Origin of the sequence: Nitratireductor luteus (assembly GCF_026162365.1) — a bacterium.
GTDB lineage: Bacteria > Pseudomonadota > Alphaproteobacteria > Rhizobiales > Rhizobiaceae > Chelativorans > Chelativorans luteus.
In genome coordinates, this window is sequence record NZ_JAOANW010000007.1 from 85,797 (window position 1) to 110,249 (window position 24,453).

General features: G+C 63.6%; 28 protein-coding genes and 1 riboswitch. Of the genes, 15 read left to right on the plus strand and 13 right to left on the minus strand.

The window, feature by feature from the left end:
• Position 1: 1 nt before the first annotated feature.
• A complete protein-coding gene (locus tag N1058_RS11180) occupies positions 2-304 on the minus strand; it encodes a BolA family protein (protein ID WP_265517615.1) in 303 nt (100 codons plus the stop codon).
• Between the two features lie 219 nt (positions 305-523).
• Here N1058_RS11180 and N1058_RS11185 point away from each other — a divergent pair, with 219 nt between their 5' ends.
• From N1058_RS11185 to N1058_RS11205, 5 genes are all read left to right on the plus strand, one after another.
• Positions 524-1,144, plus strand: a complete 621-nt coding sequence (locus N1058_RS11185; protein WP_265517617.1) for a J domain-containing protein — start codon at positions 524-526, stop codon at positions 1,142-1,144.
• Between the two features lie 155 nt (positions 1,145-1,299).
• Positions 1,300-2,286, plus strand: coding sequence for a cobaltochelatase subunit CobS (gene cobS, locus N1058_RS11190; protein ID WP_265517619.1), 987 nt, complete (start codon positions 1,300-1,302; stop codon positions 2,284-2,286).
• A 16-nt stretch (positions 2,287-2,302) separates the two neighbouring features.
• Positions 2,303-2,650: a GFA family protein gene (locus N1058_RS11195; protein WP_265517621.1), complete on the plus strand. Its 348-nt coding sequence runs from the start codon at positions 2,303-2,305 to the stop codon at positions 2,648-2,650.
• A gap of 13 nt (positions 2,651-2,663) precedes the next feature.
• Positions 2,664-4,559, plus strand: a complete 1,896-nt coding sequence (cobT, locus tag N1058_RS11200; RefSeq protein ID WP_265517622.1) for a cobaltochelatase subunit CobT — start codon at positions 2,664-2,666, stop codon at positions 4,557-4,559.
• Between the two features lie 88 nt (positions 4,560-4,647).
• Positions 4,648-5,580: an esterase-like activity of phytase family protein gene (locus N1058_RS11205; protein WP_265517623.1), complete on the plus strand. Its 933-nt coding sequence runs from the start codon at positions 4,648-4,650 to the stop codon at positions 5,578-5,580.
• A 9-nt stretch (positions 5,581-5,589) separates the two neighbouring features.
• Here the strand turns inward: N1058_RS11205 and N1058_RS11210 are convergent, their stop codons facing one another.
• Positions 5,590-6,252, minus strand: coding sequence for a VUT family protein (locus N1058_RS11210; RefSeq protein WP_420847978.1), 663 nt, complete (start codon positions 6,250-6,252; stop codon positions 5,590-5,592).
• A gap of 26 nt (positions 6,253-6,278) precedes the next feature.
• Positions 6,279-6,575 (minus strand): 50S ribosomal protein L28, encoded by a 297-nt coding sequence (gene rpmB / locus N1058_RS11215; RefSeq protein ID WP_265517626.1) that lies wholly within the window; start codon positions 6,573-6,575, stop codon positions 6,279-6,281.
• 226 nt (positions 6,576-6,801) lie between these two features.
• Between rpmB and N1058_RS11220 the strand changes: the two genes are divergently transcribed.
• The gene (locus N1058_RS11220; protein ID WP_265517627.1) at positions 6,802-7,560 is read left to right on the plus strand and encodes a DUF3108 domain-containing protein; all 759 of its coding nucleotides are present in this window, start codon (positions 6,802-6,804) and stop codon (positions 7,558-7,560) included.
• Positions 7,561-7,571: 11 nt separating this feature from the next.
• Positions 7,572-8,465: an aromatic amino acid exporter YddG gene (gene yddG, locus N1058_RS11225; protein ID WP_265517628.1), complete on the plus strand. Its 894-nt coding sequence runs from the start codon at positions 7,572-7,574 to the stop codon at positions 8,463-8,465.
• Between the two features lie 18 nt (positions 8,466-8,483).
• On the opposite strand, the gene gloB is transcribed toward yddG, so the two are convergent.
• On the minus strand, positions 8,484-9,251 hold the full coding sequence (gloB, locus tag N1058_RS11230; protein WP_265517629.1) for a hydroxyacylglutathione hydrolase: 768 nt from the start codon (positions 9,249-9,251) through the stop codon (positions 8,484-8,486).
• 112 nt (positions 9,252-9,363) lie between these two features.
• Here gloB and N1058_RS11235 point away from each other — a divergent pair, with 112 nt between their 5' ends.
• Together N1058_RS11235 and N1058_RS11240 are read left to right on the plus strand one after the other, a co-directional pair.
• Positions 9,364-10,125, plus strand: a complete 762-nt coding sequence (locus N1058_RS11235; protein WP_265517630.1) for a class I SAM-dependent methyltransferase — start codon at positions 9,364-9,366, stop codon at positions 10,123-10,125.
• 1 nt (position 10,126) lies between these two features.
• Positions 10,127-11,194 carry an NAD(P)H-dependent flavin oxidoreductase gene (locus tag N1058_RS11240; RefSeq protein ID WP_265517631.1) on the plus strand — a complete coding sequence of 356 codons (1,068 nt, stop codon included), beginning with the start codon at positions 10,127-10,129 and terminating at the stop codon, positions 11,192-11,194.
• 26 nt (positions 11,195-11,220) lie between these two features.
• Here the strand turns inward: N1058_RS11240 and metW are convergent, their stop codons facing one another.
• Positions 11,221-11,835 carry a methionine biosynthesis protein MetW gene (gene metW, locus N1058_RS11245; protein WP_265517632.1) on the minus strand — a complete coding sequence of 205 codons (615 nt, stop codon included), beginning with the start codon at positions 11,833-11,835 and terminating at the stop codon, positions 11,221-11,223.
• The gene (gene metX, locus N1058_RS11250; RefSeq protein WP_265517633.1) at positions 11,832-13,001 is read right to left on the minus strand and encodes a homoserine O-acetyltransferase MetX; all 1,170 of its coding nucleotides are present in this window, start codon (positions 12,999-13,001) and stop codon (positions 11,832-11,834) included. The genes metW and metX overlap by 4 nt, the downstream gene beginning before the upstream one ends.
• A gap of 63 nt (positions 13,002-13,064) precedes the next feature.
• Positions 13,065-13,142: riboswitch (SAM riboswitch) on the minus strand.
• Positions 13,143-13,223: 81 nt separating this feature from the next.
• On the opposite strand from metX, the gene hisC reads away from it, so the two are divergent.
• Together hisC and N1058_RS11260 are read left to right on the plus strand one after the other, a co-directional pair.
• Entirely contained in the window at positions 13,224-14,324 is a 1,101-nt protein-coding gene (gene hisC / locus N1058_RS11255; protein ID WP_265517634.1) for a histidinol-phosphate transaminase, read from the plus strand.
• Between the two features lie 4 nt (positions 14,325-14,328).
• Positions 14,329-15,264: a prephenate/arogenate dehydrogenase family protein gene (locus N1058_RS11260; RefSeq protein WP_265517635.1), complete on the plus strand. Its 936-nt coding sequence runs from the start codon at positions 14,329-14,331 to the stop codon at positions 15,262-15,264.
• Positions 15,265-15,276: 12 nt separating this feature from the next.
• On the opposite strand, the gene N1058_RS11265 is transcribed toward N1058_RS11260, so the two are convergent.
• The gene (locus tag N1058_RS11265; RefSeq protein ID WP_265517636.1) at positions 15,277-16,260 is read right to left on the minus strand and encodes a DUF2125 domain-containing protein; all 984 of its coding nucleotides are present in this window, start codon (positions 16,258-16,260) and stop codon (positions 15,277-15,279) included.
• A 67-nt stretch (positions 16,261-16,327) separates the two neighbouring features.
• Between N1058_RS11265 and N1058_RS11270 the strand changes: the two genes are divergently transcribed.
• Positions 16,328-16,864: a gamma-glutamylcyclotransferase gene (locus N1058_RS11270; RefSeq protein ID WP_265517637.1), complete on the plus strand. Its 537-nt coding sequence runs from the start codon at positions 16,328-16,330 to the stop codon at positions 16,862-16,864.
• A gap of 10 nt (positions 16,865-16,874) precedes the next feature.
• Here N1058_RS11270 and N1058_RS11275 read toward each other — a convergent pair whose 3' ends face one another.
• From N1058_RS11275 to ftsE, 4 genes are all read right to left on the minus strand, one after another.
• A complete protein-coding gene (locus tag N1058_RS11275; RefSeq protein WP_265517638.1) occupies positions 16,875-17,681 on the minus strand; it encodes a lysophospholipid acyltransferase family protein in 807 nt (268 codons plus the stop codon).
• Positions 17,682-18,005: 324 nt separating this feature from the next.
• Positions 18,006-18,701, minus strand: a complete 696-nt coding sequence (locus N1058_RS11280) for a YdcF family protein (protein ID WP_265517639.1) — start codon at positions 18,699-18,701, stop codon at positions 18,006-18,008.
• A 112-nt stretch (positions 18,702-18,813) separates the two neighbouring features.
• On the minus strand, positions 18,814-19,743 hold the full coding sequence (locus N1058_RS11285) for a cell division protein FtsX (RefSeq protein ID WP_265517878.1): 930 nt from the start codon (positions 19,741-19,743) through the stop codon (positions 18,814-18,816).
• Positions 19,744-19,801: 58 nt separating this feature from the next.
• Complete coding sequence (gene ftsE, locus N1058_RS11290) at positions 19,802-20,461, minus strand: cell division ATP-binding protein FtsE (RefSeq protein WP_265517640.1); 660 nt, start codon at positions 20,459-20,461, stop codon at positions 19,802-19,804.
• Positions 20,462-20,636: 175 nt separating this feature from the next.
• Between ftsE and N1058_RS11295 the strand changes: the two genes are divergently transcribed.
• From N1058_RS11295 to N1058_RS11305, 3 genes are read left to right on the plus strand one after another with little or no spacing between them, the layout of a single operon-like run.
• A complete protein-coding gene (locus N1058_RS11295; RefSeq protein WP_265517641.1) occupies positions 20,637-21,290 on the plus strand; it encodes a hypothetical protein in 654 nt (217 codons plus the stop codon).
• An 8-nt stretch (positions 21,291-21,298) separates the two neighbouring features.
• Complete coding sequence (hpt, locus tag N1058_RS11300) at positions 21,299-21,841, plus strand: hypoxanthine phosphoribosyltransferase (RefSeq protein WP_265517642.1); 543 nt, start codon at positions 21,299-21,301, stop codon at positions 21,839-21,841.
• Positions 21,842-21,900: 59 nt separating this feature from the next.
• Positions 21,901-22,266: a response regulator gene (locus tag N1058_RS11305; protein ID WP_265517643.1), complete on the plus strand. Its 366-nt coding sequence runs from the start codon at positions 21,901-21,903 to the stop codon at positions 22,264-22,266.
• A gap of 49 nt (positions 22,267-22,315) precedes the next feature.
• On the opposite strand, the gene groL is transcribed toward N1058_RS11305, so the two are convergent.
• A complete protein-coding gene (gene groL / locus N1058_RS11310; RefSeq protein ID WP_265517644.1) occupies positions 22,316-23,944 on the minus strand; it encodes a chaperonin GroEL in 1,629 nt (542 codons plus the stop codon).
• A 46-nt stretch (positions 23,945-23,990) separates the two neighbouring features.
• The gene (gene groES / locus N1058_RS11315) at positions 23,991-24,305 is read right to left on the minus strand and encodes a co-chaperone GroES (protein WP_265517645.1); all 315 of its coding nucleotides are present in this window, start codon (positions 24,303-24,305) and stop codon (positions 23,991-23,993) included.
• Positions 24,306-24,453: the final 148 nt, after the last annotated feature.

Here is a 24,453-nt window from a genome sequence, read left to right on the forward strand (position 1 = left end):
GTCACCACCGGGTCCTTTCGCCCGGCGCGGCAGGCTCGATGGCGAGCGCGTGCAGGCCGGCTTTCAGCTCGTCAGCCAGCGCCGTGTTCACCGCCCGATGCCGCTCGACGCGGCTCATCCCGTCGAATACGGGGCTGACGATGCGCACGCGGAAATGCGTCTCGCCGCTGCCGTCGAACGTTTCCTGATGACCGCCTTCGGTGTGATGATGCCCGGCGTGAAGATGGCTCTCGTTGATGACGGCGAGCCTTTCGGGCGAAAAGGTCGCGGTGAGCTTCTGTTCGATTGCGGATTGGATGGACAAATCACGTACCTCGTACCATATGGAGACTGTTCCCCCTCATATAGCCACTCGCTATAGCATTTTGCGATCGGGTGGAATTACCCGATGTCCGCACAAATGCGGAGAAACAAGGAGATAGGACGCGTGGCGTCCTATGTCGACGCTGCGCGAAATGTCAATTCTTGTTTCGTATCGAGCAAGCGTCATAATCACAACTGATTTGCATTCGATGGACCCGGAATGAAACTGAACTCGAAATATTTCGAGAAAATCCGCATTCGCCCCGAAAGGCCGGCGGATGCCGACGCACATGCGCCGCGCTGCCAGTGGGACGGCTGCGAGGAAGCGGGCACACATCGCGCGCCAGTGGGCCGTCACCGGGAGGGCGAGTATTTCCGTTTCTGCTTCCAGCACGTGCGCGAATATAACAAGGGTTACAACTACTTCTCCGGCCTGAAGGACACCGATATCGCCCGCTTCCAGAAGGAAGCGCTGACCGGCCACAGGCCCACTTGGAAAGTCGGATCCAACGGCCAAGCGCGCGCGTCGGGCGATTTTGCGCCCTTCCGTTCTGGCCACGCCGCCTACCACAAGCGCATGGGCGATCCGTTCAACCTGTTCAGCGGAGCCGCGGCACAGGCTCGCGAACCCGTGAAGAAGCGCCTTCGTCCGCTTGAGGCCAAGGCGCTCGAAACCTTGGGCCTGGGAGCGGAAGCGACTGGCGCGGACATAAAGGCGCGCTATAAAGCCCTGGTGAAGCGCCATCACCCGGACGCCAACGGCGGCGACAGGAGATCGGAAGCGCGTTTTCGCGACGTGCTGCAGGCTTACCGTCTGTTAAAGCAGGCAGGTTTCTGCTAGCTCCGTCCCCTGCGCGTGAACGATCTGGATATCCTTAGCCGTTTTTGGCGGGACCGCGCCCCTCCCAGGCGCCGGATTGCAATCGCATTGTGAGGCGGAAACGCTTCAATCGTTGATGAGCGGAATGGGCGAAAGCGCCCTGCGCTGGAGGTATGATGAACAAGATTGATCGCGATATAGCCAATCTCCCCGACACGACCGTTCCCGTGAAGGATACGTTCGGCTTCGAATCCGACATGGTCGTGCCGGCCTATTCTGCGGCGGATTCGCATGTGCCCGATATCGATCCCGACTATCTATTCGACAAACAGACCACGATGGCGATCCTGGCCGGCTTTGCCTATAATCGCCGTGTCATGGTCTCGGGCTATCATGGCACGGGCAAGTCCACCCATATCGAGCAGGTGGCGGCGCGGCTGAACTGGCCCTGTGTGCGCATCAATCTCGACAGCCATGTCTCCCGTATCGATCTCGTGGGCAAGGACGCCATCGTCGTCAAGGAAGGCATGCAGGTCACCGAGTTCCGGGACGGCATCCTGCCCTGGGCCTATCAGCACAATGTCGCACTCGTCTTCGACGAATACGATGCGGGCCGCCCGGACGTGATGTTCGTCATCCAGCGGGTTTTGGAATCCTCCGGCCGGCTGACCCTGCTCGACCAGAGCCGCGTGATCCACCCGCATCCGGCCTTCCGCCTGTTCGCCACCGCCAATACGGTGGGTCTCGGCGACACGACCGGCCTTTATCACGGCACCCAGCAGATCAATCAGGCGCAGATGGATCGCTGGTCCATCGTCACCACGCTCAATTATCTGCCGCACGACGAGGAAGTGGCGATCGTCCAGGCCAAGGCCAAGCATTACCAGAACGAGAAGGGCCGCGGGATCGTCGGCCGTATGGTGCGCGTGGCCGACATGACGCGCTCGGCCTTCATGAACGGCGACCTGTCCACCGTCATGAGCCCGCGCACCGTCATCATGTGGGCCGAGAACGCGGAGATATTCAGCGACGTCGGCTTCGCTTTCCGACTGACCTTCCTCAACAAGTGCGACGAGTTGGAGCGTGCCATCGTGGCGGAGTTCTATCAGCGCGCCTTCGGCGAGGAGTTGCCCGAATCGGCCGCCAATGTGGTGCTGAGCTAAGCAGGAGGAAAGTGGAATGGCATATCAAGGCGGTTGTCATTGCGGAAAGGTGCGCTTCAGCGTCGAGGTCGACCTTTCCAACCCTATCACCTGCAATTGCTCGTACTGCTCGAAACGGGGCAGCATCCTGGCCTTCACGCCGGATGAGAACTTCGTTCTCGAACAAGGCGGCGAAGACCTTGCCGAGTACCGCTTCAACACGAAGACCATCGCGCATCTCTTTTGCCAGACCTGTGGCATGGAATCGTTTGCGCGCGGCGCAATGCCGGACGGCGCGAAAATGGCGGCGGTGAATATTCGTTGCCTGGAGGGCATTGAACTCAACGCAATCGAGCCCCGGCAGATTGATGGACGATCGCGCTAGACAGGAAACTTGAATGTCAGGCCCCGGCGACAACACACGCAACCGGCCGAACACGGTCACCGACACGGATGCCTTCAAGCGTGCCGTTTCGACCTGCGTGCGCGCCATAGCCGGCGATCATGACCTGGAAGTATCGTTCACCAAGGACAAGCCCGCCCTTTCGGGCAACCGCGCGCGCCTGCCCGAAATACCCAGGAAGCCGACCCCGGAAAACCTCCAGATCACGCGGGGCCTCGGCGATTCGATGGCGCTGCGCCGCGCCTGCCACGACGTTCGCCTCCACAGCCGCCTGGCGCCCCAGGGCCAGCAGGCCCGCGCCATCTACGATGCGGTCGAGCAGGCCCGCGTGGAAGCCATCGGCGCGCGCACCATGCAGGGCGTGTCGGACAATCTGGCTGCTATGCTGGAAGACAAATATACCCGCGCCAACCTTGCCGACGTGTCCGACCGCGCCGACGCGCCGCTGGAGGACGCCGTCGCGCTTCTGGTGCGTGAGAAACTGACAGGCCGCAAGGCCCCCAGGAGCGGAGAACGGCTGGTCGATATCTGGCGCGACTGGGTGGAGGACAAGGCCGGCGGCGATCTCGAGGCATTGCTGCCCAATATCGACAATCAGGACGCCTTTGCCCGCGCTGTTCGCGACCTTCTGGGCGCCATGGAGATGGGCGAGGAACTGGAGGAAGACGACCAGCCCGAGGAAAACGAGGACGACAGCGACCAGCCGCAAGGCGAGGAATCCTCCGAGGAGGGCGGCGAGGACGATTCGGAGGGCGAAAAATCCCAGGCCGAGGAATCCGACGCTGCCAGCGACGAGAACGAGGCCGGCGAAAGCGACGCTGCCGAGACGACCGCCGAGGATGTGATGGACGATGACGACCTCGACAACGAGACGCCCGGCGAGGCCAGACGCCCCGAAAGCGCCTTCGACCAGGCCGCCAACGAGATCGACTACCGCGTCTTCACCACCGAGTTCGACGAAACGGTGGGCGCGGAGGAGCTTTGCGACGAGGAAGAGCTCGACCGCCTGCGTGCCTTCCTCGACAAGCAGCTTGCTAATCTGCAGGGCGTCGTCGGCCGTCTTGCCAACCGGCTCCAGCGCCGCCTCATGGCCCAGCAGAACCGCTCCTGGGATTTCGATCTGGAGGAAGGCGTGCTTGATACGGCACGCCTCGTGCGTCTTGTCATCGACCCCATGCAGCCGCTTTCCTTCAAGCAGGAGCGCGACACCAATTTCCGCGACACCGTCGTCACGCTGCTGATCGACAATTCGGGGTCCATGCGCGGCCGGCCCATTTCCGTCGCCGCCACCTGCGCCGATATCCTCGCCCGCACGCTTGAGCGTTGCGGCGTGCGTGTGGAAATCCTCGGCTTCACCACCCGCGCCTGGAAAGGCGGGCAGGCCCGCGAGAAATGGCTGAAGGAGGGTAAGCCGGCAACGCCCGGCCGCCTCAACGACCTCCGCCACATCATCTACAAATCGGCCGACGCCCCATGGCGCCGCGCTCGCCGCAATCTCGGCCTGATGATGCGCGAAGGGCTGCTCAAGGAGAATATCGACGGCGAAGCGCTCCTGTGGGCCCATCAGCGCCTGATCGCCCGGCCCGAGCAGCGCAAGATCCTGATGATGATCTCGGACGGCGCACCGGTCGACGATTCGACCCTGTCAGTGAACCCCGGCAATTATCTCGAACGCCACCTGCGCGGCATCATCGAGCTTATAGAGACGCGCTCGCCAGTCGAGCTTCTGGCCATCGGGATCGGCCATGACGTGACCCGCTACTACCGTCGCGCGGTCACCATCGTCGACGCCGAGGAATTGGCCGGAGCCATGACCGACCAGCTCGCCTCCCTGTTCGAAGACGAAGCGCAGCGCCCCGGCGGGCTGCGGCGGATACGCCGTGCGGGATAGACCCGCTTTCCCGCGCATAACCCGCCTGCCATGCCGGCTGGCTTTTGCCTGTTTCCTCGCTCTCTCTCCGGCCCGTGCCCAGGAGGGGGTGACCGAAACATTCGAGGTTGCGGCGCGCGCCATCTCCAGTTTCCGCATCGGCTCCAGCCAGACCCGCTTTGGCCCGCTGGAATTCGTGGGCGGGCTGGAAATGACGGCGTCCAACCGGAATTTCGGCGCGCTCTCCTCGGTCCGCTTCCTTCAGCCCGGAACGCGGTTCATCGGGGTGGCCGACACCGGTTTCTGGTTCTCCGGCAGCCTGGAATATGACGAGGAAAGTCGCCCGGCCGGCATCGCCGATTTCGCGATGACCCAGATGATCGACGCGGAAGGACAGTTCACCGGCCACAAATGGACCACCGATGCCGAGGCGCTGGCCGTGCGCGGATCGCAGGCGACGGTCGGCTTCGAGCGGGTGCACCGGATCGCGGTCTTCGCGCTCGAGGAAAACGCGGAACCCGGCCCCCTGCTGGGCGAGCGCGACTTCCTGGTTCCGCCCCATGAGCTACGCTCCAACCGGGGTTTCGAAACCCTCGCCTTCGCGCCGGAGGACGGCCCGCTGGCAGGTGCGCTGGTCGCCGTCACCGAACACAGCATCGATAAGGCCGGCAATATTTTCGCCGCCGTTCTGGACGGCCCGCAAAAAGGCGTCTTCACCGTAGCGCGGTCGAGCGACTTCTACATCACCGATGGTGCTTTCCTGCCCGATGGCGACCTCCTTTTGCTGGAACGCCGCTTCTCCATGGCCGCCGGCGTGGCCATGCGCCTGCGCCGCATCGAGGCCGAAAGCATAAGACCGGGAGCCGTAGCCGACGGCCCGGTGCTTCTGGAAGCCGACATGGCCTATCAGATCGACAATATGGAGGCCCTGGATGTGTGGCAGCGGCAGGACGGTGCGACGATGGTTTCGCTGATGTCCGACGACAACCACTCGATATTGCAGCGCAATCTCTATCTCGAGTTCCGGATGTCCGAAGAATAATCCTTCGCGCTACCGTGCAGCTTCGACCGGACGCAGCACGGTGATCAGCACGCCGTAGGGCACAAGCATCGCCAGCCCCACGAGCAGTTTCACGCCGAGGTCGCCCAGCGCCAGCGATACCCACAGCGGAACGTCCATACCGAAGCCCAGCAGCGCAACCGGAAAGGCCAGCGAGCCGTCTTCCAGACCGAAGGCAGTGTCCATGAACGAGAAGCGCGCGGCGAAGGCCAGCGAGAAGAACAGCAAGGTATCGAGTGCCGACCCGAGCAGCGAGGAGACCAGAGGCGCGCGCCACCAGACGCCATGGCGCAGCCGATCAAACACGGCGATGTCGAGCAATTGCGCGACCAGAAAGGCCGTGCCCGAAGCGATGGCGATGCGCGGGCTCGCAAGCCACACGGACAGAAGCACAGCCAGCACGAAGCCGACTAGCACCACGCGCCGCGCCGCTTCCGGTCCGAAGCGGCGGTTGGTCAGATCGGTGACGAGGAACGCGGCGGGATAAGTGAAAGCGCCCCAGGTGAGGACGTCACCAAGGCCCAGATGCTGGAACGGAAATTGGACGAGGAAATTGGAGGCGGCGACGATGGCCGTCATGGTGGCCACAAAGGGCCAGACTGCATAAATGCGCGTCATTTTTTTATCCTGGGTAATGGAACCAGCGGGCGGGATCAGGATCCCGCCCTGGATCGGATTGGTTAGGCTGCCGCCTGCTCGGAGAGCTTCTTGGCGATCTGCTTCTTGAGAAGGCGCGCGCGCTGGGACAACTCGTTCGACTTGGCTTTCAGCAGGAAAGCATCGAGGCCACCGCGGTGCTCCACCGTGCGCAGCGCATTCGCCGAAACGCGCAGGCGGTAATTCTGGCCGAGCGCCTCGGACATCAGCGTGACGTCGCACAGATTGGGAAGGAAACGCCGACGGGTGCGGTTGTTGGCGTGGCTCACATTGTTGCCGCTCATCACGGCCTTGCCGGTCAGTTCACAAGCGCGGGACATATTTTCTACCTTATCTTTCGGACCATACCAGTCTGCCGCACCCGAAGGTCGGCGCGCGGTAAACTTGGCGGCCTCGTGGAAATTCGCCGTTCCATTAGAGGTAAAAGGCCGCAAGGTCAAGCGCGGGCGGCCGGGCGGAATGCCGCGCGGCACCCAATTATTGCCGGAATTGCGGTGATCAACGTGGATGAGGCAACGGCGGCGACACCGCACGGAGACCGCTGAGATGAAACACACCGTCAGCTTCGCGCTGGGAACGATCCTGCTGCTGGGAACCGGCCCCGCCGGCGCGGAGCAGAATTCGTACCGCGTGCGCTATGACGCCTCCCTGTTCGGCCTGCCGATCGGGCGAGCCGTTTTCGACACGAATTTCAACGGCAGTACCTTCGCCATCTCCGGAAACTTCGCCAGCGCCGGCATCGCCCGTCTGTTCGACCGCACGGACGGGGCGGTGACCGTCACCGGACGGATCGGCCAGAACTCCAGCCAGCCGCAGACCTATGTGCTGAACTACCGAAGCGGCGACAAACGCAAGCGCACGACCGTCACTTTTTCGAGCGGCAAGGTGGAGCGCACGGAAAACGAGCCGGCGCCGAAGAAGCGCGGCGACGATTGGGTGCCCGTCGAGAAGGAGCATTTGAACGGCGTGGCAGACCCGCTTTCCGCGGCGTTGCTGCCGGCTGCCGATGTCGGGAGCGTGTGCAACCGGACGATGAAGGTCTATGACGGGGAAATACGCGCCGACCTCGTGCTGAGCCCCGCCTCTGCCAAGGAGGCGTTCCGCGACATGGCCGTCACCTGCCGCGCGAAATTCGTTCCCGTCGCCGGCTACCGCAAGAACCATTCCTCGATAAAGTTCCTGCGCGACAAGGCACGCATCCTCGTCGGGTTCAACCGGGTCGAAGGACGGGATCTTTATTCGCCGGCCCAGGCGACCATTGCCACCAAGGTCGGAACGGTGCACATCAGGGCAAAACCGATCTGAGGGTGGGGAAGATGGCGCGCGCGACGCTGGTGGGCTTTTCGGCCGTTGTGATGTGGGCTTTGCTGGCGCTGTTCACAGCCGCGTCGGGCAAGGTGCCGCCCTTTCTCCTGTCGGCCCTCGCCTTCACCGTCGCCACCGCGATAGGCCTCGCCATGCGGCTTGTGACGAAGGGCCAGGCGCCTGCCGCGCCCGTCCCGTTCATCGTCTGGCTGGTGGGCATCGGCGGGCTGTTCGGCTATCACTTCTTCTACTTCACCGCCCTCAGGAACGCGCCCGCCGTCGAGGCCAGCCTGATCGCGTATCTGTGGCCGCTTCTGATCGTTCTGGGTTCGGCGTTGATGCCGGGCGAGCGGCTGGGCTGGCACCACATCGCGGGCGCGCTTCTGGGCCTTGCCGGCACCTTCCTCATCATCACCAAGGGCGGCGGCTTCACCTTCGAAAGCCGCTACGCCCTCGGCTACGCCGCAGCAGGCGCCTGCGCGCTGTTCTGGTCCAGCTATTCCCTGCTCTCCCGCAGGTTCCAGGCCGTGCCGACCAGCATGGTGACGTGGTATTGCGCCGGCACCGCGATTCTTTCGGCCCTCTGCCATATATTGCTGGAGGAAACCATCTGGCCGGCCTCTGCCGGCGAATGGTTGGCAATCGCCGGGCTTGGCCTTCTGCCGGTAGGGGCCGCCTTCTTTGCCTGGGACTACGGGGTCAAGCGCGGCAACATCCAGGTGCTGGGCGCCGCCAGCTACGCCGCCCCGCTCCTTTCCACGCTGATCCTGATCGGCGCCGGCGCGGCGGAGGCGACGATCAACATCCTCGCCGCCTGCCTGCTGATCACCGGCGGCGCAGCGCTGGCCGCCAAGAACATGATATTCGGGAACGGCAGCAAGCGGGCCGGCGCGGCAAAGGCCTGACGGTTCACCCCCTGCCCGTCACGAAACATCCTTCCGCTTCCTGACTTCGGCGAAGACCTCCTCGTCGCTCACGTGCTGCATGCCGAGGTTCCGACGGATTACAGGGTCGTGCCCGCGCAGGAAGGGGTTTGTCGCCATTTCCTTGGCCATAGTGGTGGGCAGCGTCGGCTTGCCTTCCGCGCGCAGGATACGGATCTGGGCCGCGCGTTCCTTGAGCGCGGAGTTAGTGGGATCGACGGTCAGCGCGAAACGGGCATTGGCTTCCGTATATTCGTGCCCGCAATAGACAATTGTCTCCGGCGGCAGAGCCATAAGCTTCTTCAGCGAGGCGAACATCACCGGCGGCTTGCATTCGAACAGCCGCCCGCAGCCGAGCGCGAACAGCGTATCGCCTGTAAAGGCGATGCCGGCATCGGCGAAATGATAGGTGATATGCCCAGCCGTGTGACCCGGCGTTTCGATGACGTGCGCCGCCTGCGCTCCCACCCTCACGGTGTCGCCTTCCTCGACGGTGCGGTCGATGCCAGGAATGCGATCTGCCTCGCGCGCCGGGCCGACGATGGTCAGGCCGAAGCGCTCCTTGAGCGCCAGATTGGCGGTCACGTGGTCCTGGTGATGATGGGTGGTCAGGATCATCGTCGGGCGCCAGCCCGTGCGCTCTATGGCGCTCAGTATGGCGCTTTCCTCCGGCGCATCGATGATGGCCGTCTCGCCTGTTTGCGCATCCCGCGCAAGAACGCCGAAATTATCGCTCCGGCACATGAATTGCTCGATCTCCAGCGTCATGGAATTCCTCCGTTTCAGCGGGACGACAGGGGCCGTCACCCCGTTGCCGCCCCTGTGATCGCCACGAATTGACTTCTTGTCTTGGCCGCAAACGGCCCGTACCGTCCACCCCATGATTTCGGATATAGTGGATCTCAAGGCATTTTACGCGACACTGCTCGGCCGCTTCGCGGAGCGTTCGATCTCGATGGCGCTGTCCAGCCTGTGGACCAAGCTGCCCGAGGAACGGCTCATGGGTCTCGGCTACACCCTGCCCTGGCTCGACCGATTCGCCGCCGACGCGGAACGGACCTTCGCTTTCATGCCGGCACGGCAGGGCGCGGTGACATGGCCGCCCGGCAAGCCGTCGGCGACAGCTATCGTTCTGGAGGACGAGTTGCCGCTTGCGGACGCTGCGCTCGACCGGGTGCTTCTGGTCCATGCGCTCGAGCATACGGAAAATCCTCGCCAGGCCCTGCTCGAAATATGGCGCGTGCTGGCCCCGGGCGGGCGACTTGTCATCGTGGTGCCGAACCGGCGCGGCATGTGGGCCCGCTTCGAGCACACGCCCTTCGGCACCGGCCGTCCCTATTCGCGCGCCCAGCTTGTTGAATTGCTGCGTGAGGCCAATTTCACGCCGGCCAGATGGGCCGACGCACTGCATTTTCCACCGGCGGAACGGCGCTGGATCATGCGGCTTCACCGCTGGCTGGAACATGCCGGACGCCGCTTCTGGCCGTTGTTCGCAGGCGTGCTTGTGGTGGAAGCTGAAAAGCGGCTTTACCAGGGCCTGCCGGCAATGGCGCGGCGCAGCCGGCGCGTGCTGATGCCGGTGTTCACTCCCCAGGGCGCGACCATGGGCGGATGGAACGGCAGGAAAACGACCGGAGGATGACATGTGGCGCAACAGGCGAATTCTCGACCTCTTCGACATAAGGGAACCTCTGCTTCTGGCACCCATGGCGGGTTCGGCCGGCAGCGAACTGGCGATTGCCGTGATCGAGGCCGGCGGGCTGGGCGCGCTGCCTTGCGCCATGCTCTCACCGGAGCAGATCCGCAACGAACTCGGCGTCATCCGCCAGCGCACTTCGGGCCCGGTCAATCTCAACTTCTTCTGTCACGTGCCGCCCGAACCGGATGCCGCGCGCGAGGCTGATTGGCGCCGGCGCCTGGCCGGCTATTACCGTGAATTCGGCCTCGATCCCGATGCCGCGCCGGCAGGCGCCGGCCGCAACCCCTTCAGCGAAGAAAGCTGCGCCATCGTCGAGGAATATCGGCCGGAGGTCGTCAGCTTTCATTTCGGCCTGCCCGAGCCCCGGCTGATGGAGCGCGTGCGCGCCACGGGCGCCAGGATCATCGCCTCGGCCACCACCGTCGCGGAGGCGCGCTACCTGGAGGAACACGGCTGCGACGCCATCATCGCCCAGGGGGCGGAGGCCGGCGGCCACCGCGGCGTCTTCCTGGAAAGCGATATCTCCACGCAGCCCGGCACGCTCGCGCTCGTACCGCAGGTCGTGGATGCGGTCTCGGTGCCGGTCATCGCCGCCGGTGGAATATCGGACGGGCGCGGCATCGCCGCCGCCTTCATGTTGGGCGCATCGGCGGTGCAGGTCGGCACCGCCTATCTGCAATGCCCGGAGGCCCTGACCGGCACGCCGCACCGTGAGGCGCTGTCCAAGGCCCGCGACGATCGAACGGTGCTGACGAACGTATTCACCGGTCGCCCGGCACGTGGCCTTTTGAACCGCATCGTCTCCGAAGTCGGTCCGATGAGCGCCGACGCTCCCCAGTTTCCCCTAGCGACCGCAGCCATCATGCCGCTGCGAAAAGCGGCCGAGGAAAAAGGCTCCGGCGACTTCTCTCCCTTGTGGGCCGGTCAGGCCGCCTCGCTTGCCCGCCCGGGGCCGGCGACCGAAATGACGCGCAACATGCTGAGCGAGGCCAAGGCGCTGCTGCAGATCTGAGTTGGAAACGAGGCGATCGCGACCGCTTACCGCTTCAACAGGAACACGGCCTGTTGGCCGAAGAAATTCCAGAACCACCAGGGCATCGAAAGCCCGATCTTCTGCCCATTAGCGTCCAGCGCGGCGGCGCTTTCCACCGTCGCGCCGATTTCCTCACACAGCGCGACGAAATCGCGGATCGTGCAGAAGTGGATGTTCGGCGTGTCGTACCAGGAATAGGGCAGGTCCTTGGTCACCGGCATACGCCCCTTGAACAGGAGGGAGAGTCGCACCCGCCAGTGACCGAAATTGGGAAAGGAGACGATGGCGCGGTCGCCGATGCGCAGGAGTTCCTCGAGCACGGCCCTGGGATTGTGCGTGGCCTGGAGCGTTTGCGACAGGACCACGTAATCGAAACCCCGGTCGGGGTAGAAGACGAGATCCCGGTCGGCATCGCCCTGCACCACCGAAAGGCCGCGCGCCACGCATTCATTGACGCCCCGCTGCGAGATTTCCAGACCGCGGCCATCGACCTTCCTATGGCCTTCGAGCAGTTCCAGCAGAGCGCCGTCGCCCGACCCGACATCCAGCACTCTCGCGCCTGGCCTGATGAGATCGGCAATGACCTGCAGGTCGACACGCTGGGTGTTGTTCACGCTCATGATGAAATCCCTGCGTTGCGCGCAGCCGACTTCAGAAAACCTTCGACGGCGGCGTGAAACTCCGGCTCGTCCAACAGGAAGGCGTCATGCCCCCGGTCCGTGTCGATCTCGACGAAGGAGACGGAAGCACCCGCCGCGTTGAGCGCATGGACCACCATTCGGCTTTCCTCCGTCGGAAACAGCCAGTCGCTGGTGAACGAGACGACGCAAAAGCGTGTCTTAGTGCCCGTGAAGGCGCGTGTGAGATGGCCGTCATGCTCGGCGGCGAGATCGAAATAGTCCATAGCTCTCGTCAGATAGAGATATGAATTGGCGTCGAAGCGGTCGACGAAGGTGATGCCCTGGTGACGCAGATAGCTCTCGATCTGGAAGTCGGCGTCGAACCCGAACGTGAGCTGGTCGCGGTCCTGGAGGTTGCGCCCGAATTTGCGATGCAGCGCCGGCTCCGACAGATAGGTGATGTGGGCGGCCATGCGCGCCACCGCCAGCCCCTTGCCGGGGTGCTTGCCCGATTTCAGATAGGCTCCGCCGTTCCAGTCCGGGTCGGCCATCACCGCCTGGCGGCCCACCTCGTGGAAGGCGATGTTCTGCGCGGTGTGCCGCGCTCCCGTCGCGATAGGCACGGCGGTAAGCACCCGCTCGGGAAAGCTCGCCGCCCATTCCAGTACCTGCATGCCACCCATCGATCCGCCGATGACGCAGAACAGCCGCCCGATGCCCAGATGATCGACGAGCATGACCTGCGCGCGCACCATGTCCTTGACGGTGATGACCGGCAGGTCCAGCCCGTACGGTTCGCCCGTTTCCGGGTTCAGGCTCGCCGGCCCGGTAGAGCCGAGGCAACTGCCGATCACATTGGCGCAGATGACGAAAAACCGGTCGGTGTCGATGACCTGTCCCGGTCCCACCAGCGCTTCCCACCAGCCGGGCTTGCCCGTCACCGGATGCGGGTTCGCCACATGCTGGTCGCCAGTGAGCGCATGGCAGATGAGGATGGCATTGGAGCGGTCGCCGTTGAGCGAGCCATAGGTCTGATAGGCGACCTGGAAGGGCGAAAGCGTGAGGCCGGCGGCAAGCTTCAGCGGCTTGTCCGGCCCGAACCGCACAACCTGGCTCGACGGCTCATTGGCCTCGTCGCGCGCCTTCGCCACTCTCGATCGCGTCATTGCGCCTCTCCATACAACCGGCCGCAAGCAACAAAAAAACCGGCATTGCCATCGCAAAGCCGGTCAGTAAGCTGCGCGGCCTTTTAGCGACTTGTTTTACGTGGCTGCAAGCCGACCGGCCAAATCACCACGACAGTTGACCAAGCTTTTACGGCCACAGGCCCTTTGCGTCAACGCGGATGATGGGCTAAAGCAGGCGGCTTCAATTCACGGGAAATACCGATGAGCCTTGCTGACCGCCCCCAACCGAAATCCGGCGTCATGGACATCGCCGCCTATGTGCCCGGCCGCGAAACCGCACCCGGCGCTGCAAAGGTATGGAAACTGTCCTCCAACGAAACCCCGCTCGGCCCCTCACCGGCGGCGGTCGAGGCCATGCGCGCGGCAGCGGAACATCTGGAACTTTATCCCGATGGCCAGGCTACCGCCTTGCGTGACGCCATCGCCAGGACCCACGGCCTCAATCCGGAAAACATTCTCTGCTCCAACGGTTCGGACGAACTGCTTGGCCTGCTGGCCCATGTCTACCTGAACCCGGGTGACGAGGGCATCTTCACCGAGCACGGCTTCCTCGTTTACCGCATCCAGATCCTGGCCAACGGCGCCACGCCTGTTGTGGTCAAGGAGAAGGACGAGCGCGCTGACGTCGACGCTATCCTGGCCGCCGTCACCGAGCGCACGAAGATCGTCTTCCTGGCCAATCCGAACAACCCGACCGGCACCTATCTGCCGATGGACGAAGTGCGCCGCCTGCAGGCCGGCCTGCCGAAACAGGTCCTCCTGGTTCTGGACGCGGCCTATGCCGAATATGTGCGCCGCAACGACTACGAGTCGGGCATCGAGCTCGTCTCGTCGTCGCAGAACGTTGTGATGACCCGCACCTTCTCCAAGATCTACGGGCTCGCGGCACTGCGGATCGGCTGGATGTATGCCCCGGCCCACATCGTGGACGCCGTTAACCGCGTGCGCGGGCCATTCAACGTCAACGCGCTGGCCATCGCCGCCGGCGCAGCGGCAATGGGCGACAGGGCGCATGTCGAAAAGGCCATCGCCCACAACGACCAATGGCTTTCCTGGCTGACCGGGGAACTGATGGCGCTCGGCCTGCACGTCACGCCTTCGGCCGGCAACTTCCTGCTGATCCACTTCCCGGAGAACGGCGGCAGGACGGCCGAGCAGGCCGATGCCTTTCTGCTCAAGCGGGGCTACGTGCTGCGCCGCGTCGCCGCCTACGGCTTTCCGAATGCGCTGCGCATGAGCGTGGGCACGGAGGAGGCCAATCGTGGCGTGGTCGCCGCGCTCACCGACTTCATAGGCGGCTGATCCAGTGCCTGATATTCACTTTGAAAAGATCGCCCTGATAGGCATCGGCCTTATCGGCTCCTCCCTCGCCCGCATCATCCGCCGGGAAGGGCTGGCGACCGAAATCGCGATTTCGACCCGCCGTGCCGAAACGCTTTCGCGTGCCCGCGAATTGAAACTCGGCGACAGCTATCACCCGGATGCGGCGGAGGCTGTAAGGGACGCGGACCTGGTCATCGTCTGCGTGCCGGTGGGCGCTTCCGGTGCGATGGCCGCCGATATCGCCGCCGCTCTGAGGCCCGGCGCCATCGTCACCGATGTCGGCTCCACCAAGGGGTCCGTCATCGGGCAGATGCAGCCCTATCTGCCGGACAGTGTGCACTTCATCCCCGGCCATCCGGTCGCCGGCACGGAACATTCAGGACCGGATGCCGGTTTCGCCGAATTGTTCGAGGGCCGCTGGTGCATCCTGACACCGCCCGAAGGTACCGATGCCGGGGCCGTTGCTAGACTGAGCAGGTTCTGGGAGAGCTGCGGCTCCATGGTCGACATCATGGACCCTCAGCACCATGACATGGTGTTGGCCATCGTCTCCCACCTGCCGCACATCATCGCCTATAATATCGTCGGAACCGCCGACGATCTCGAAACGGTGACGAAGTCGGAAGTCATCAAATATTCTGCATCCGGCTTCCGGGACTTCACGCGTCTGGCAGCTTCCGACCCAACGATGTGGCGGGACGTGTGCCTGCACAACCGCGACGCCATCCTGGAAATGCTGTCGCGCTTTTCCGAAGACCTGTCGGCGCTCCAGCGTGCCATCCGCTGGGGTGACGGAGACAAGCTCTTCGAAATGTTCACCCGCACCCGCGACATCCGCCGCTCCATCATCGAAGCCGGCCAGGAGATCGACGTCCCCGATTTCGGCCGCCACGTGCTGAGCCACCCGCCGAAGGATTGAGGGCGCGCCCGCTCAGATCGCCGGTATCTGACCAAGCCGGATAAAGCCGAGGGAGATGCGACCGTTTTGTATGCGCAGCGGAAGTGGCTGGTCTGCAAGGCCGGCGATCAGGCCGGATGCCGCGTCCAGCTGATCTTTCAGCTGCGGGAATGCCTGGCCCGCGAGCGCGGCGATGCGCGCGGGTTCGCTGGCTTCGATTCGGAGCTCCGCATCGATTAGGCCGTCTTCACCAACGGATATGGTGCCTGCAACCGACAGCCTGGCTCCGCCTCCGGCCTCGCTGACGACCAGTTCGTCGATCTGCCATGAAGAGCCGTAAAGCTCTCGCTCGCCGCGCAGGAAGCGCCCTACGCCATCCTCCAATGTGGCCGAGATACTGCCGCTGACTGCCGGCAGGTCGATCGCGACTGCTCCGCCGGGCGCAAGATCGTCGAAGCGCGCGGCGAACTGCAGGTCGCTATCCGCCGGCCGCGCATGAAATTCGGTACGGCTGGCGGTCGCCAGCGTGCCCGCGCCGCCCTCCTTGCGCACAAGTACGAGGTCCTTGCCTTCGCTGGAAAAGATATCGGGCAGCGGCGTGGCGATGCGCGCGCTGGCCCGCATGACCCGCCAGTCGAGCTCGACCGCCGGGCCGAACGGCAGCACGATTGCCGCCGGGCCGTCGATCTCGCCGATCACCCGTGCCGGCTGGTAGATCTGGGCAGCCGAACGAAAAGCGCCGGCGCGCACAGAGAAACCCTCGTTCACGTCCTCATAATAAAGGCTGCGGCAGAAAAGCCCGATGCGAAAGGGATACCCCTTCGCCTCCGGCTCCTCGCAATGGGCGCGCACACCATTACGATTGAGGGTGGCGACGGCCTCCCGCGCCTCTCGCTCGACCTCGCGCGCGAAATAGTGCCAGGCCGCAGTATAGGCCGCGATGGCAAGGACAATGGCCCCCGCAAGCAGCGCAAAGCGCCGCGCGAAACGCGATCCTGACCGATTGCTTGACGCCATGCTTGTGCTCCCGCTACCTCGTTGCGCGGCGCGAGGCCGCCGATACAAATGCAACTGGCAGGTGGAAATGGACGATTTTTGGGTCTTTGGCTATGGCTCACTGATGTGGCGACCGGGTTTTGCCCATGTCGAAACGCGCAAGGCGCGCCTTTTCGGCTATCGGCGCGCACTCTGTATCCATTCCCACGTCCATCGCGGCACGCCGGACCGCCCCGGCCTCGTGCTCGGGCTGGATCGAGGTGGCTCCTGCCTCGGCATGGCGTTCAGGGTTCCGGGCGAATTGTCGGACGAGGTGATTGCCTATCTGCGCGAACGCGAACTCGTGACGAACGTCTATCTGGAACGGCGCCTGCCGGTGCGATTGGAGGATGGCACGGCGGTGCTTGCCACGACCTATGTCGTCGACCGCTCCCACCACCAATATGCCGGCAACCTGCCTGTGGAAGAAGCGGCGCGAGCGGTGAGCGGCGCCATCGGCCAATCCGGCCGCAACGACGAATATGTGCTCAACACTATCGCACACCTGCAGGCGCTGGGCATAAGCGATCACTGGCTGGAAGCGGTGGCATCGCGCATCGCGCCCGGACAGAGGGATAAGCCGTGATCGTGCGCAGCTAGCCCGGCTGAGCCCTGGCGGGCACCCCGGCCTCGATGTCGCGCAACCGGCGAAGGGCCGTTTCCGGCAATGGCGGAGCGCCCGGCGATTGCGCCGCCTCCACCAGCATGGCATCGCAGGCGGCTTCAGTCTCGCGCACCAGCCGCTCCTGAAACTCTTCGCGGGAAAGGCCCGGCTCGATCGCCGGCAGGAAGCGCGCCTTTATCACGCCCGGATAGCGCAGGAATCGGCGGCGCGGCCAATAGAGCCCCGCCACATGGGCCACCGGCACGACAGGCACGCCAAGCTGGGCGTAGAGCTCGACAATCCCGTATTTGTAGGAAGGTTCCGCCCCCGGCGCCCGGCGGGTGCCTTCCGGATAGATGATGAGCTGGCGCTTTTCCTTCATCCGCTCGTGCGCCACCTTGATCGCCTGCCTGAGCGCCTTGGAGCGGCTGCCGCGGTCGATGGGGATCATCTTCATCTTGAGCACGTACCAACCGAATAGCGGTATCCAGGTCAATTCGCGCTTGAGGATATAAAGCGCATCCGGAATGGATGGCAGAAAGGCAATCGTGTCCCAGAAGGACTGGTGTTTGGGGGCGATGATGCACGGACCATCGGGCAGGTTTTCAAGGCCCGTGATCTCGGCGCGCGTGCCGGCAAGAACCTTGTGCAGCCAGAGGCTGGAGGATGCCCAGAACTTGGGAACGAACCAGGCCTTCTTGCGCGGCAAAAGGAAATAGACTGGCGTGAAGACGATCATCTGCACGATCAGGTTCAGGTAGAAGGCGACGTTGAATGTGATCGACCGCAGAATGAGCATTGACTGGGCTGCCCCGTTTCCGACGGCTTTATACGAAGGACCATGGATAGTGACCGGTCCGATGGGACAGGACGATCCGCTGGCTAGGCGCGCTGTGCAGGGCGATGCAGCGCATCATCCAAGCAGCGCAACGACGTCCAGCGGTTCGCCCTGTCCCACCCGAAGGGCCGGGCTCGCGCGCGCCATGGCGCGCCTTGCCGCGACACGCGATACCGCCGGTCAGATCGGTCATCATCCATGGTCCTTGGTATAAGCGCCATCACAGGGCCTGTTAGCGCAATGGCTTCCTCAACGAAAGTCCCCTTGCGCTATTAGCTCGTCCAACTATTTGCCGAGATCGGCGCGAACCACGTCGTAGGGCGCTCCATTGCCCTGGCCGGCAACGAGGCCGCGCGCCAGCGATGCGACATATTTCGCATATTCCGTAAACAGCACCCTTAGCGCGTCAGGTTTGGCAAGCCATGCCCCGTCGCGCAGCGGCGTGTTGACGACCGGATAGGGCTGGAGATCGGCCATCGGCAGAATGCGGCGCATCTCCAGGAGGCTGCGCGGCATGTGGTAATTGTTCGTCACCACGATAATGCTGGCGAAGGTGTTGGCGCTCGCCCATTTGGCGCTTTCTTCCGCATTGCCGATCGTGTTGAGGGCAACACGGTCGATGTCGATGCAGCAATTGAACAGGGTGCGATCGCCACCCGTGGCCAGGCGAAGATCGTCGATCCTGGCAACGGGATTGACCCCGCTTATGAGCAGGCGCTTGCCCTTGCCTTCCTTCAAAAGGTCGATAGCCGCGTCGATGCGCGACTGGCCGCCGGTGAGCACGACGATGCCATCCGCCGGCCGCAGCTCCGCGGGCGTCGCCAGCTTTGCAACGTGATTGGCGAAAAAGGCAAAACCTCCGGCGAAAAACGCTGCGCACGCGACCACAAACACCAGGCCGACCAGAAGCGTCCTACGCCATTTTGAGCGCCGGAGAACCTGTTGACCACCGTCTGCCCCAGGGGTTGCAGAGATATTCATGATCCCTTGGATAAGGTCCAAATGCGGCGATGGATAGTCCGCACTGCCGACTGCGCGCAAAAAGATTTACCGCATGTAATCCTGACGTGAAAGAGCTGGCGGGTATCCATTGCTATGTTTCTATGCGCTTCAGGTAGTTGATGACGGTTAGGTGCGTCGTCGCCGCCGTGAGGATGGCGATCACGAATACGATCATGCCCACGCCGAGATAGCCTGAAAGGCCGATGGCAAAATTGCCGAAGAGCGCCGATGTCTGGTCGCCCTCGGGTGTCGCCACATTGCGCGACGACCACCAGGAAAAGGCGACGAAGACCACGATGGCCGCAACGCCGCCCACCGCCGCCCCACGCATGCCCGACAGAAGGAAATGCCTGCGGAACTGCCGAGCGATGAAAGGAGCCTCCGCGCCCACGAAATGAAGCACCTCGATGACGTGGCCGTTGCCTGACATCGCCCCACGCGTGGCGAAGATGACAGTCAGGGCCGTTGCCGACAGCATGAGCGCCAGAACGGCGATGCCGATGGTGACGGTCGTGCGCGCCATGGTCACGAGACGGTCCACCCACGTGCGGTGATCGTCCAGTGCCGCGCTCGGCACCGTCTCGGCGAGCTCGTCGCGCATGGCCGTAAAGTTCGGCTTTTCCGCCGGGTCGATGGTGACGATGACGAGCCGCGGCACCGGCAGTTCGTCAATGTCGAGGTCGGGTCCCAGCCAGGGTTCGAGCAAGCGGGCCGTCGCCTCCTTGCCGACGATGGACGCGCCGCGCACGCCATTGTAGCCCAGTGCGATATCGCGCGCCTCCGCCAGCGCGGCCTCTATATCGAGGTCTTCGCGCGGCTTGATCTGTATCGTAGCCTCGCGGGCGATCTGCGTCTGCCATGTGGCGGCGGTATCACGGACCAGCGTCACCGCGCCCAGCGTCAGGCACGAAAGGAAGGTCATGATGGCGATAACGAGCACCATCGCCCGGCCGGCCACATTGTCGGGCGGCACGATGGGAGCCTGCTGGCGTCCGAGCGTCTTCACTGCCTTCTGCCGCATCTCCGCGCCCAGCCTGCGCGCCAAGATGCCTGCCTCGCCGGATTTCTTCGCGACGCGGCTAATCATAGATTTCCAGCCTTCCACCCGACAGCACCATGCGCCGGGCGTCCACTTGTTCCATGAGTCCTATGTCATGGGTGGCGATGACGACCGCCGTTCCCATGCGGTTCAGTTCTATGAGGAGGCGCAGGAGCCTGCGCGCAAGCAGCGGATCGACATTGCCGGTGGGCTCGTCTGCCAGAAGGATGCGCGGCTGCTCGATGAGCGCGCGCGCGATCGCCGCGCGCTGCTTCTCCCCGCCCGACAGAACCGGCGGCAGCACATGCATGCGGTCTCCCAGACCCACCCATTTGAGGAGCTCGGTCACGTCGGCCCGGTAGCTCGCCTCGTCGCGCCCGCGAACGCGCAACGGCAGCGCCACGTTCTCATAGGTCGTCAGATGGTCGAGCAACCGGAAATCCTGAAAGACCACACCGATACGGCGACGCAGCAGCGGCAGTTCCTGACGGGTGATGCGGGCGCGGTCCTTGCCGAACATGGTTATCAGCCCGCGCGTCGGCTTCAGCGACATGAACAGAAGCCGCAGCAGCGTCGTCTTGCCGGTCCCCGACGGCCCGCTCAGAAACTGGAACGAACGTTCAGGCAGATGGAAGGTGATGTCGCGGAGCACCTCCGGACCCATCCCATATCTGAGACCTACATTCTCAAAGCGAATCACGGCTGCCGCCTGTTGCTGGATGGATGGTCGCCGGTCGCGCAGGACCGGACGCCGCCGAACCTCCGCTGGTATGGTTAACGTCGGGTTAAGCACGACACGGCCGAGGCTGGCGAAGCATTAACCAATCTGCTTTACCGTGTAACAGGCGCTGGCGAAAGGATGGTTCGGGTCTGAAATGGCGGAAAAGCGGAGCGGCATGCCTCTTTCGGGCGAGATTGTTGCGTCGGACGAGCCTTCCGTGCCGGCCGGCGAACCGCAGTCGCCCGACACCGACCGCAACATCCTCGATGCCGAGTTCGAGACGCTGCCTGCCGGCCCCGAGCATCGGCCGGAGTGGCTTTGCGAACCCGGTCTCGCGCGCACGAGCCAGGCCGATACACGGGGGCTCGAAAGCCTGCGGCCAGACACGAAAAAGCCCGTCTCCGCGCGACGCTCCCCAGCTGGCCCGGCGTTCTGGGTCATGGGTCTTTGCATCGTCGCCGGAAGCTTCTGGATATCGGGCGGCCACAGCCTCTTTCGCGAAGCCGTGGCGCCCATGCTCTCGGGCCAGGCTGCCGGCCTGAAGGTCGCGGCCCTGGAAAGCCGCGTCGAGATGTCGGGCGCCAACCCGCTGCTGCTCATCGATGGCCGTGCGGTCAACGAAAGCAGCGAGGCGCGGGCGCTGCCAGACCTCCTGATCGGTGTTATCGACCATGAAGGGCGTACCACGCACTACAAACTGGGGACAAACGGGCATAGGCTCGAGCCGGGTCATAGCTATCCCTTTTCCAGCCGCTTCGTCGTCCCTAAAGATGGCGTGAAGTCGGTTTCGGTGTCGTTTCAGGAGTAGGCAGAACAATGGTCGTGGTACGCGGAAAAGAAATAGAGATTCTCTACGCCGCTTCGACGATTGCCCGCCGCAATCTGGAACTGGCCAAAGAAATCGCTCAAAAGGACTACAATGACCTTCTGGTGATTTCCGTCCTGAAAGGCTCCTTCATCTTCGCCGCCGACCTGATTCGCGCCATGCATGACGCCGGTATCTCCCCGGAGGTCGAATTCATCATGATTTCGAGCTACGGCGCAGGCACGGTGAGCGGCGAGATCAAGGTGCTGCGCGACGTCGACAATGATGTGCGGGGCCGGGATATCCTGCTGATCGACGACATACTGGAATCGGGCAAGACGTTGAAATTCACACGCGAACTCATGCTGTCGCGCGGCGCCCGCTCGGTCTCCATCGCCGTGCTTCTCGACAAACGCTCGCGCCGCCAGGCCGATCTGGAAGCCGATTTCGTGGGCTTCGAGTGTCCCGATTATTTCGTCGTCGGCTACGGCATGGACGTGGCCCACGCCTTCCGCGAACTGCCCTTCGTGGGTGTGGTCAAGGGCGACGTTTGAACCAATCCCACAGGTCGCGCGTTCAGCGATCCGTAACATCTGTTTGCGATAGTCGGACCATGGCTAAGCTTCTCATCGTCGAAGACGACATTTCCGTACGCTCCTTCACCGCCCGGGCGCTCGCAGCTGCCGGCCACACGGTCGAGACCGCCGAAGACGGTATGGAGGGGTTGGACAAGATCAGGCAGGAGGGCGGAGGCTTCGACCTCGTCCTGTCCGACATCCGCATGCCGGCCATGGACGGCATCGAGATGGCGCGCGAAGCGGCTTCCGCCTTTCCAGGCCTGCGCCTGCTGCTGATGACCGGCTATGCCGAACAGCGAGAACGGGCGGCCGAACTCGAAGGTACGGTCCGGGGCGTCGTCAACAAGCCCTTCACGCTGGCGGAAATCCGGGACAGGGTCGGTGCCGCGCTGGCCGCATAAAAAAAGCGCGGCATTTTCAGCCGCGCCGCCTGATATCGCTGGATAGGGCCTAGAAATCCATGCCGGCGCCCGCGGGCATCTGCGGAGCGGCTTCCTTCTTCGGCCGGTCGGCGACCATGGCCTCGGTAGTGATCAGAAGGCCGGCGACTGACGCTGCGTCCTGCAGCGCGGTCCGCACCACCTTCACCGGATCGATGACGCCCATAGCGTAGAGGTCGCCATATTCGCCGGTCTGGGCGTTCCAGCCATAGCCGAAATCATCCTTCTCGCGCAGCTTTCCGACGATGATCGAGCCTTCCGCGCCCGCGTTCTCGGCGATCTGGCGAACCGGCGTTTCGATGGCCCGGCGCACGATGTTGATGCCCACCTTCTGGTCGTTGTTGTCGAAGTCGACATTGTCGAGCGCCTTGACCGCGCGCAGAAGCGCAACGCCGCCACCCGGCAGGACGCCCTCCTCGACCGCCGCCCGCGTGGCATGCATGGCGTCGTCAACGCGGTCCTTGCGCTCCTTCACCTCGACTTCCGTCGATCCACCGACGCGGATGACGGCAACGCCGCCGGCCAGCTTGGCAAGGCGCTCCTGCAGCTTTTCCTTGTCGTAGTCCGAGGTGGTCTCCTCGATCTGCGCCTTGATCTGATTGATCCGGCCCTCGATATCGGCCTTCTGGCCGGCGCCGTCGACGATGGTCGTGTTGTCCTTGTCGATTTCCACCTTCTTGGCGCGGCCCAGCATGTCGAGCGTGACATTCTCGAGCTTGATGCCGAGATCCTCGGAAATCACCTGGCCGCCCGTCAGCACAGCAATGTCCGCGAGCATGGCCTTGCGGCGGTCACCGAAGCCCGGCGCCTTGACGGCGGCAACCTTCAGGCCGCCGCGCAGCTTGTTGACCACGAGCGTGGCCAGGGCCTCGCCCTCGACGTCCTCGGCAATGATCAGCAGCGGCTTGGACGACTGGACGACCGATTCCAGCACAGGCAGCATGGCCTGCAGGTTGGACAGCTTCTTCTCGTGGATGAGCACATAGGGCTCTTCCAGTTCTACCCGCATCTTCTCCTGATTGGTGATGAAGTAGGGCGACAGGTAGCCGCGGTCGAACTGCATCCCCTCGACCACTTCCAGCTCGGTCTCGGCGGTCTTGGCCTCTTCGACCGTGATCACGCCCTCATTGCCGACCTTCTCCATCGCCTCGGCAAGGAAACGGCCGATTTCCGCGTCACCATTGGCCGAGATCGTGCCCACCTGTGCGATTTCGCCGTTTTGGGTGATCTTCTTGGCGTTTTTCTTGAGTTCCTGTACGACCGCATCGACGGCCCGATCGATGCCGCGCTTCAGGTCCATCGGGTTCATGCCGGCGGCAACGGCCTTGGCGCCTTCCTGGACGATCGACTGGGCCAGAACGGTGGCCGTCGTGGTGCCGTCGCCAGCGATGTCGCTCGTCTTGGATGCCACCTCGCGCACCATCTGGGCGCCCATGTTCTCGAATTTGTCCTCGAGCTCGATTTCCTTGGCGACGGTGACGCCGTCCTTGGTGATGCGCGGCGCGCCGAACGACTTGTCAAGCACCACATTGCGGCCCTTGGGGCCGAGCGTGACCTTCACCGCATTGGCTAGGATATCGACACCGCGCAGCATGCGCTCACGCGCGTCGGTATGGAATTTCACGTCTTTTGCAGCCATTTCAACACTCCTTTCCAGGCAGCATCACTGATCCTCAAAGGCCCCCTCAGGCGGCCTTCCTCACCGCGTTTTCGGCATCGAGGATGCCAAGGACGTCGCTCTCCTTCATGATCAGGAGATCCTCGCCCTCCAGTCGGATTTCCGTGCCTGACCATTTGCCGAACAGGATGCGGTCGCCGACTTTCACTTCTAGAGGTACCAGTTCGCCGTTCTCGGCGCGCACGCCGGAGCCTACGGCGAGGATCTCACCTTCCTGCGGCTTTTCCTTGGCGGTGTCGGGAATGATAACCCCTCCGGCGGTCTTCTCCTCCGCTTCGATGCGGCGAACCAGCAGACGGTCATGCAAGGGACGGAACTTCATGCTTTCCTCCTGGGACGAACAGTTAAAGAAGCACCTCCCGCGCTGAAACAAGCGCGGTACGCGGCCCGTCATGGCGCCGCGCAGCAATGATTTGGGAGTGGATTTTTCACGCTTCAAGAGGTGGACGGAGAAAAATTGGCACTCTCAT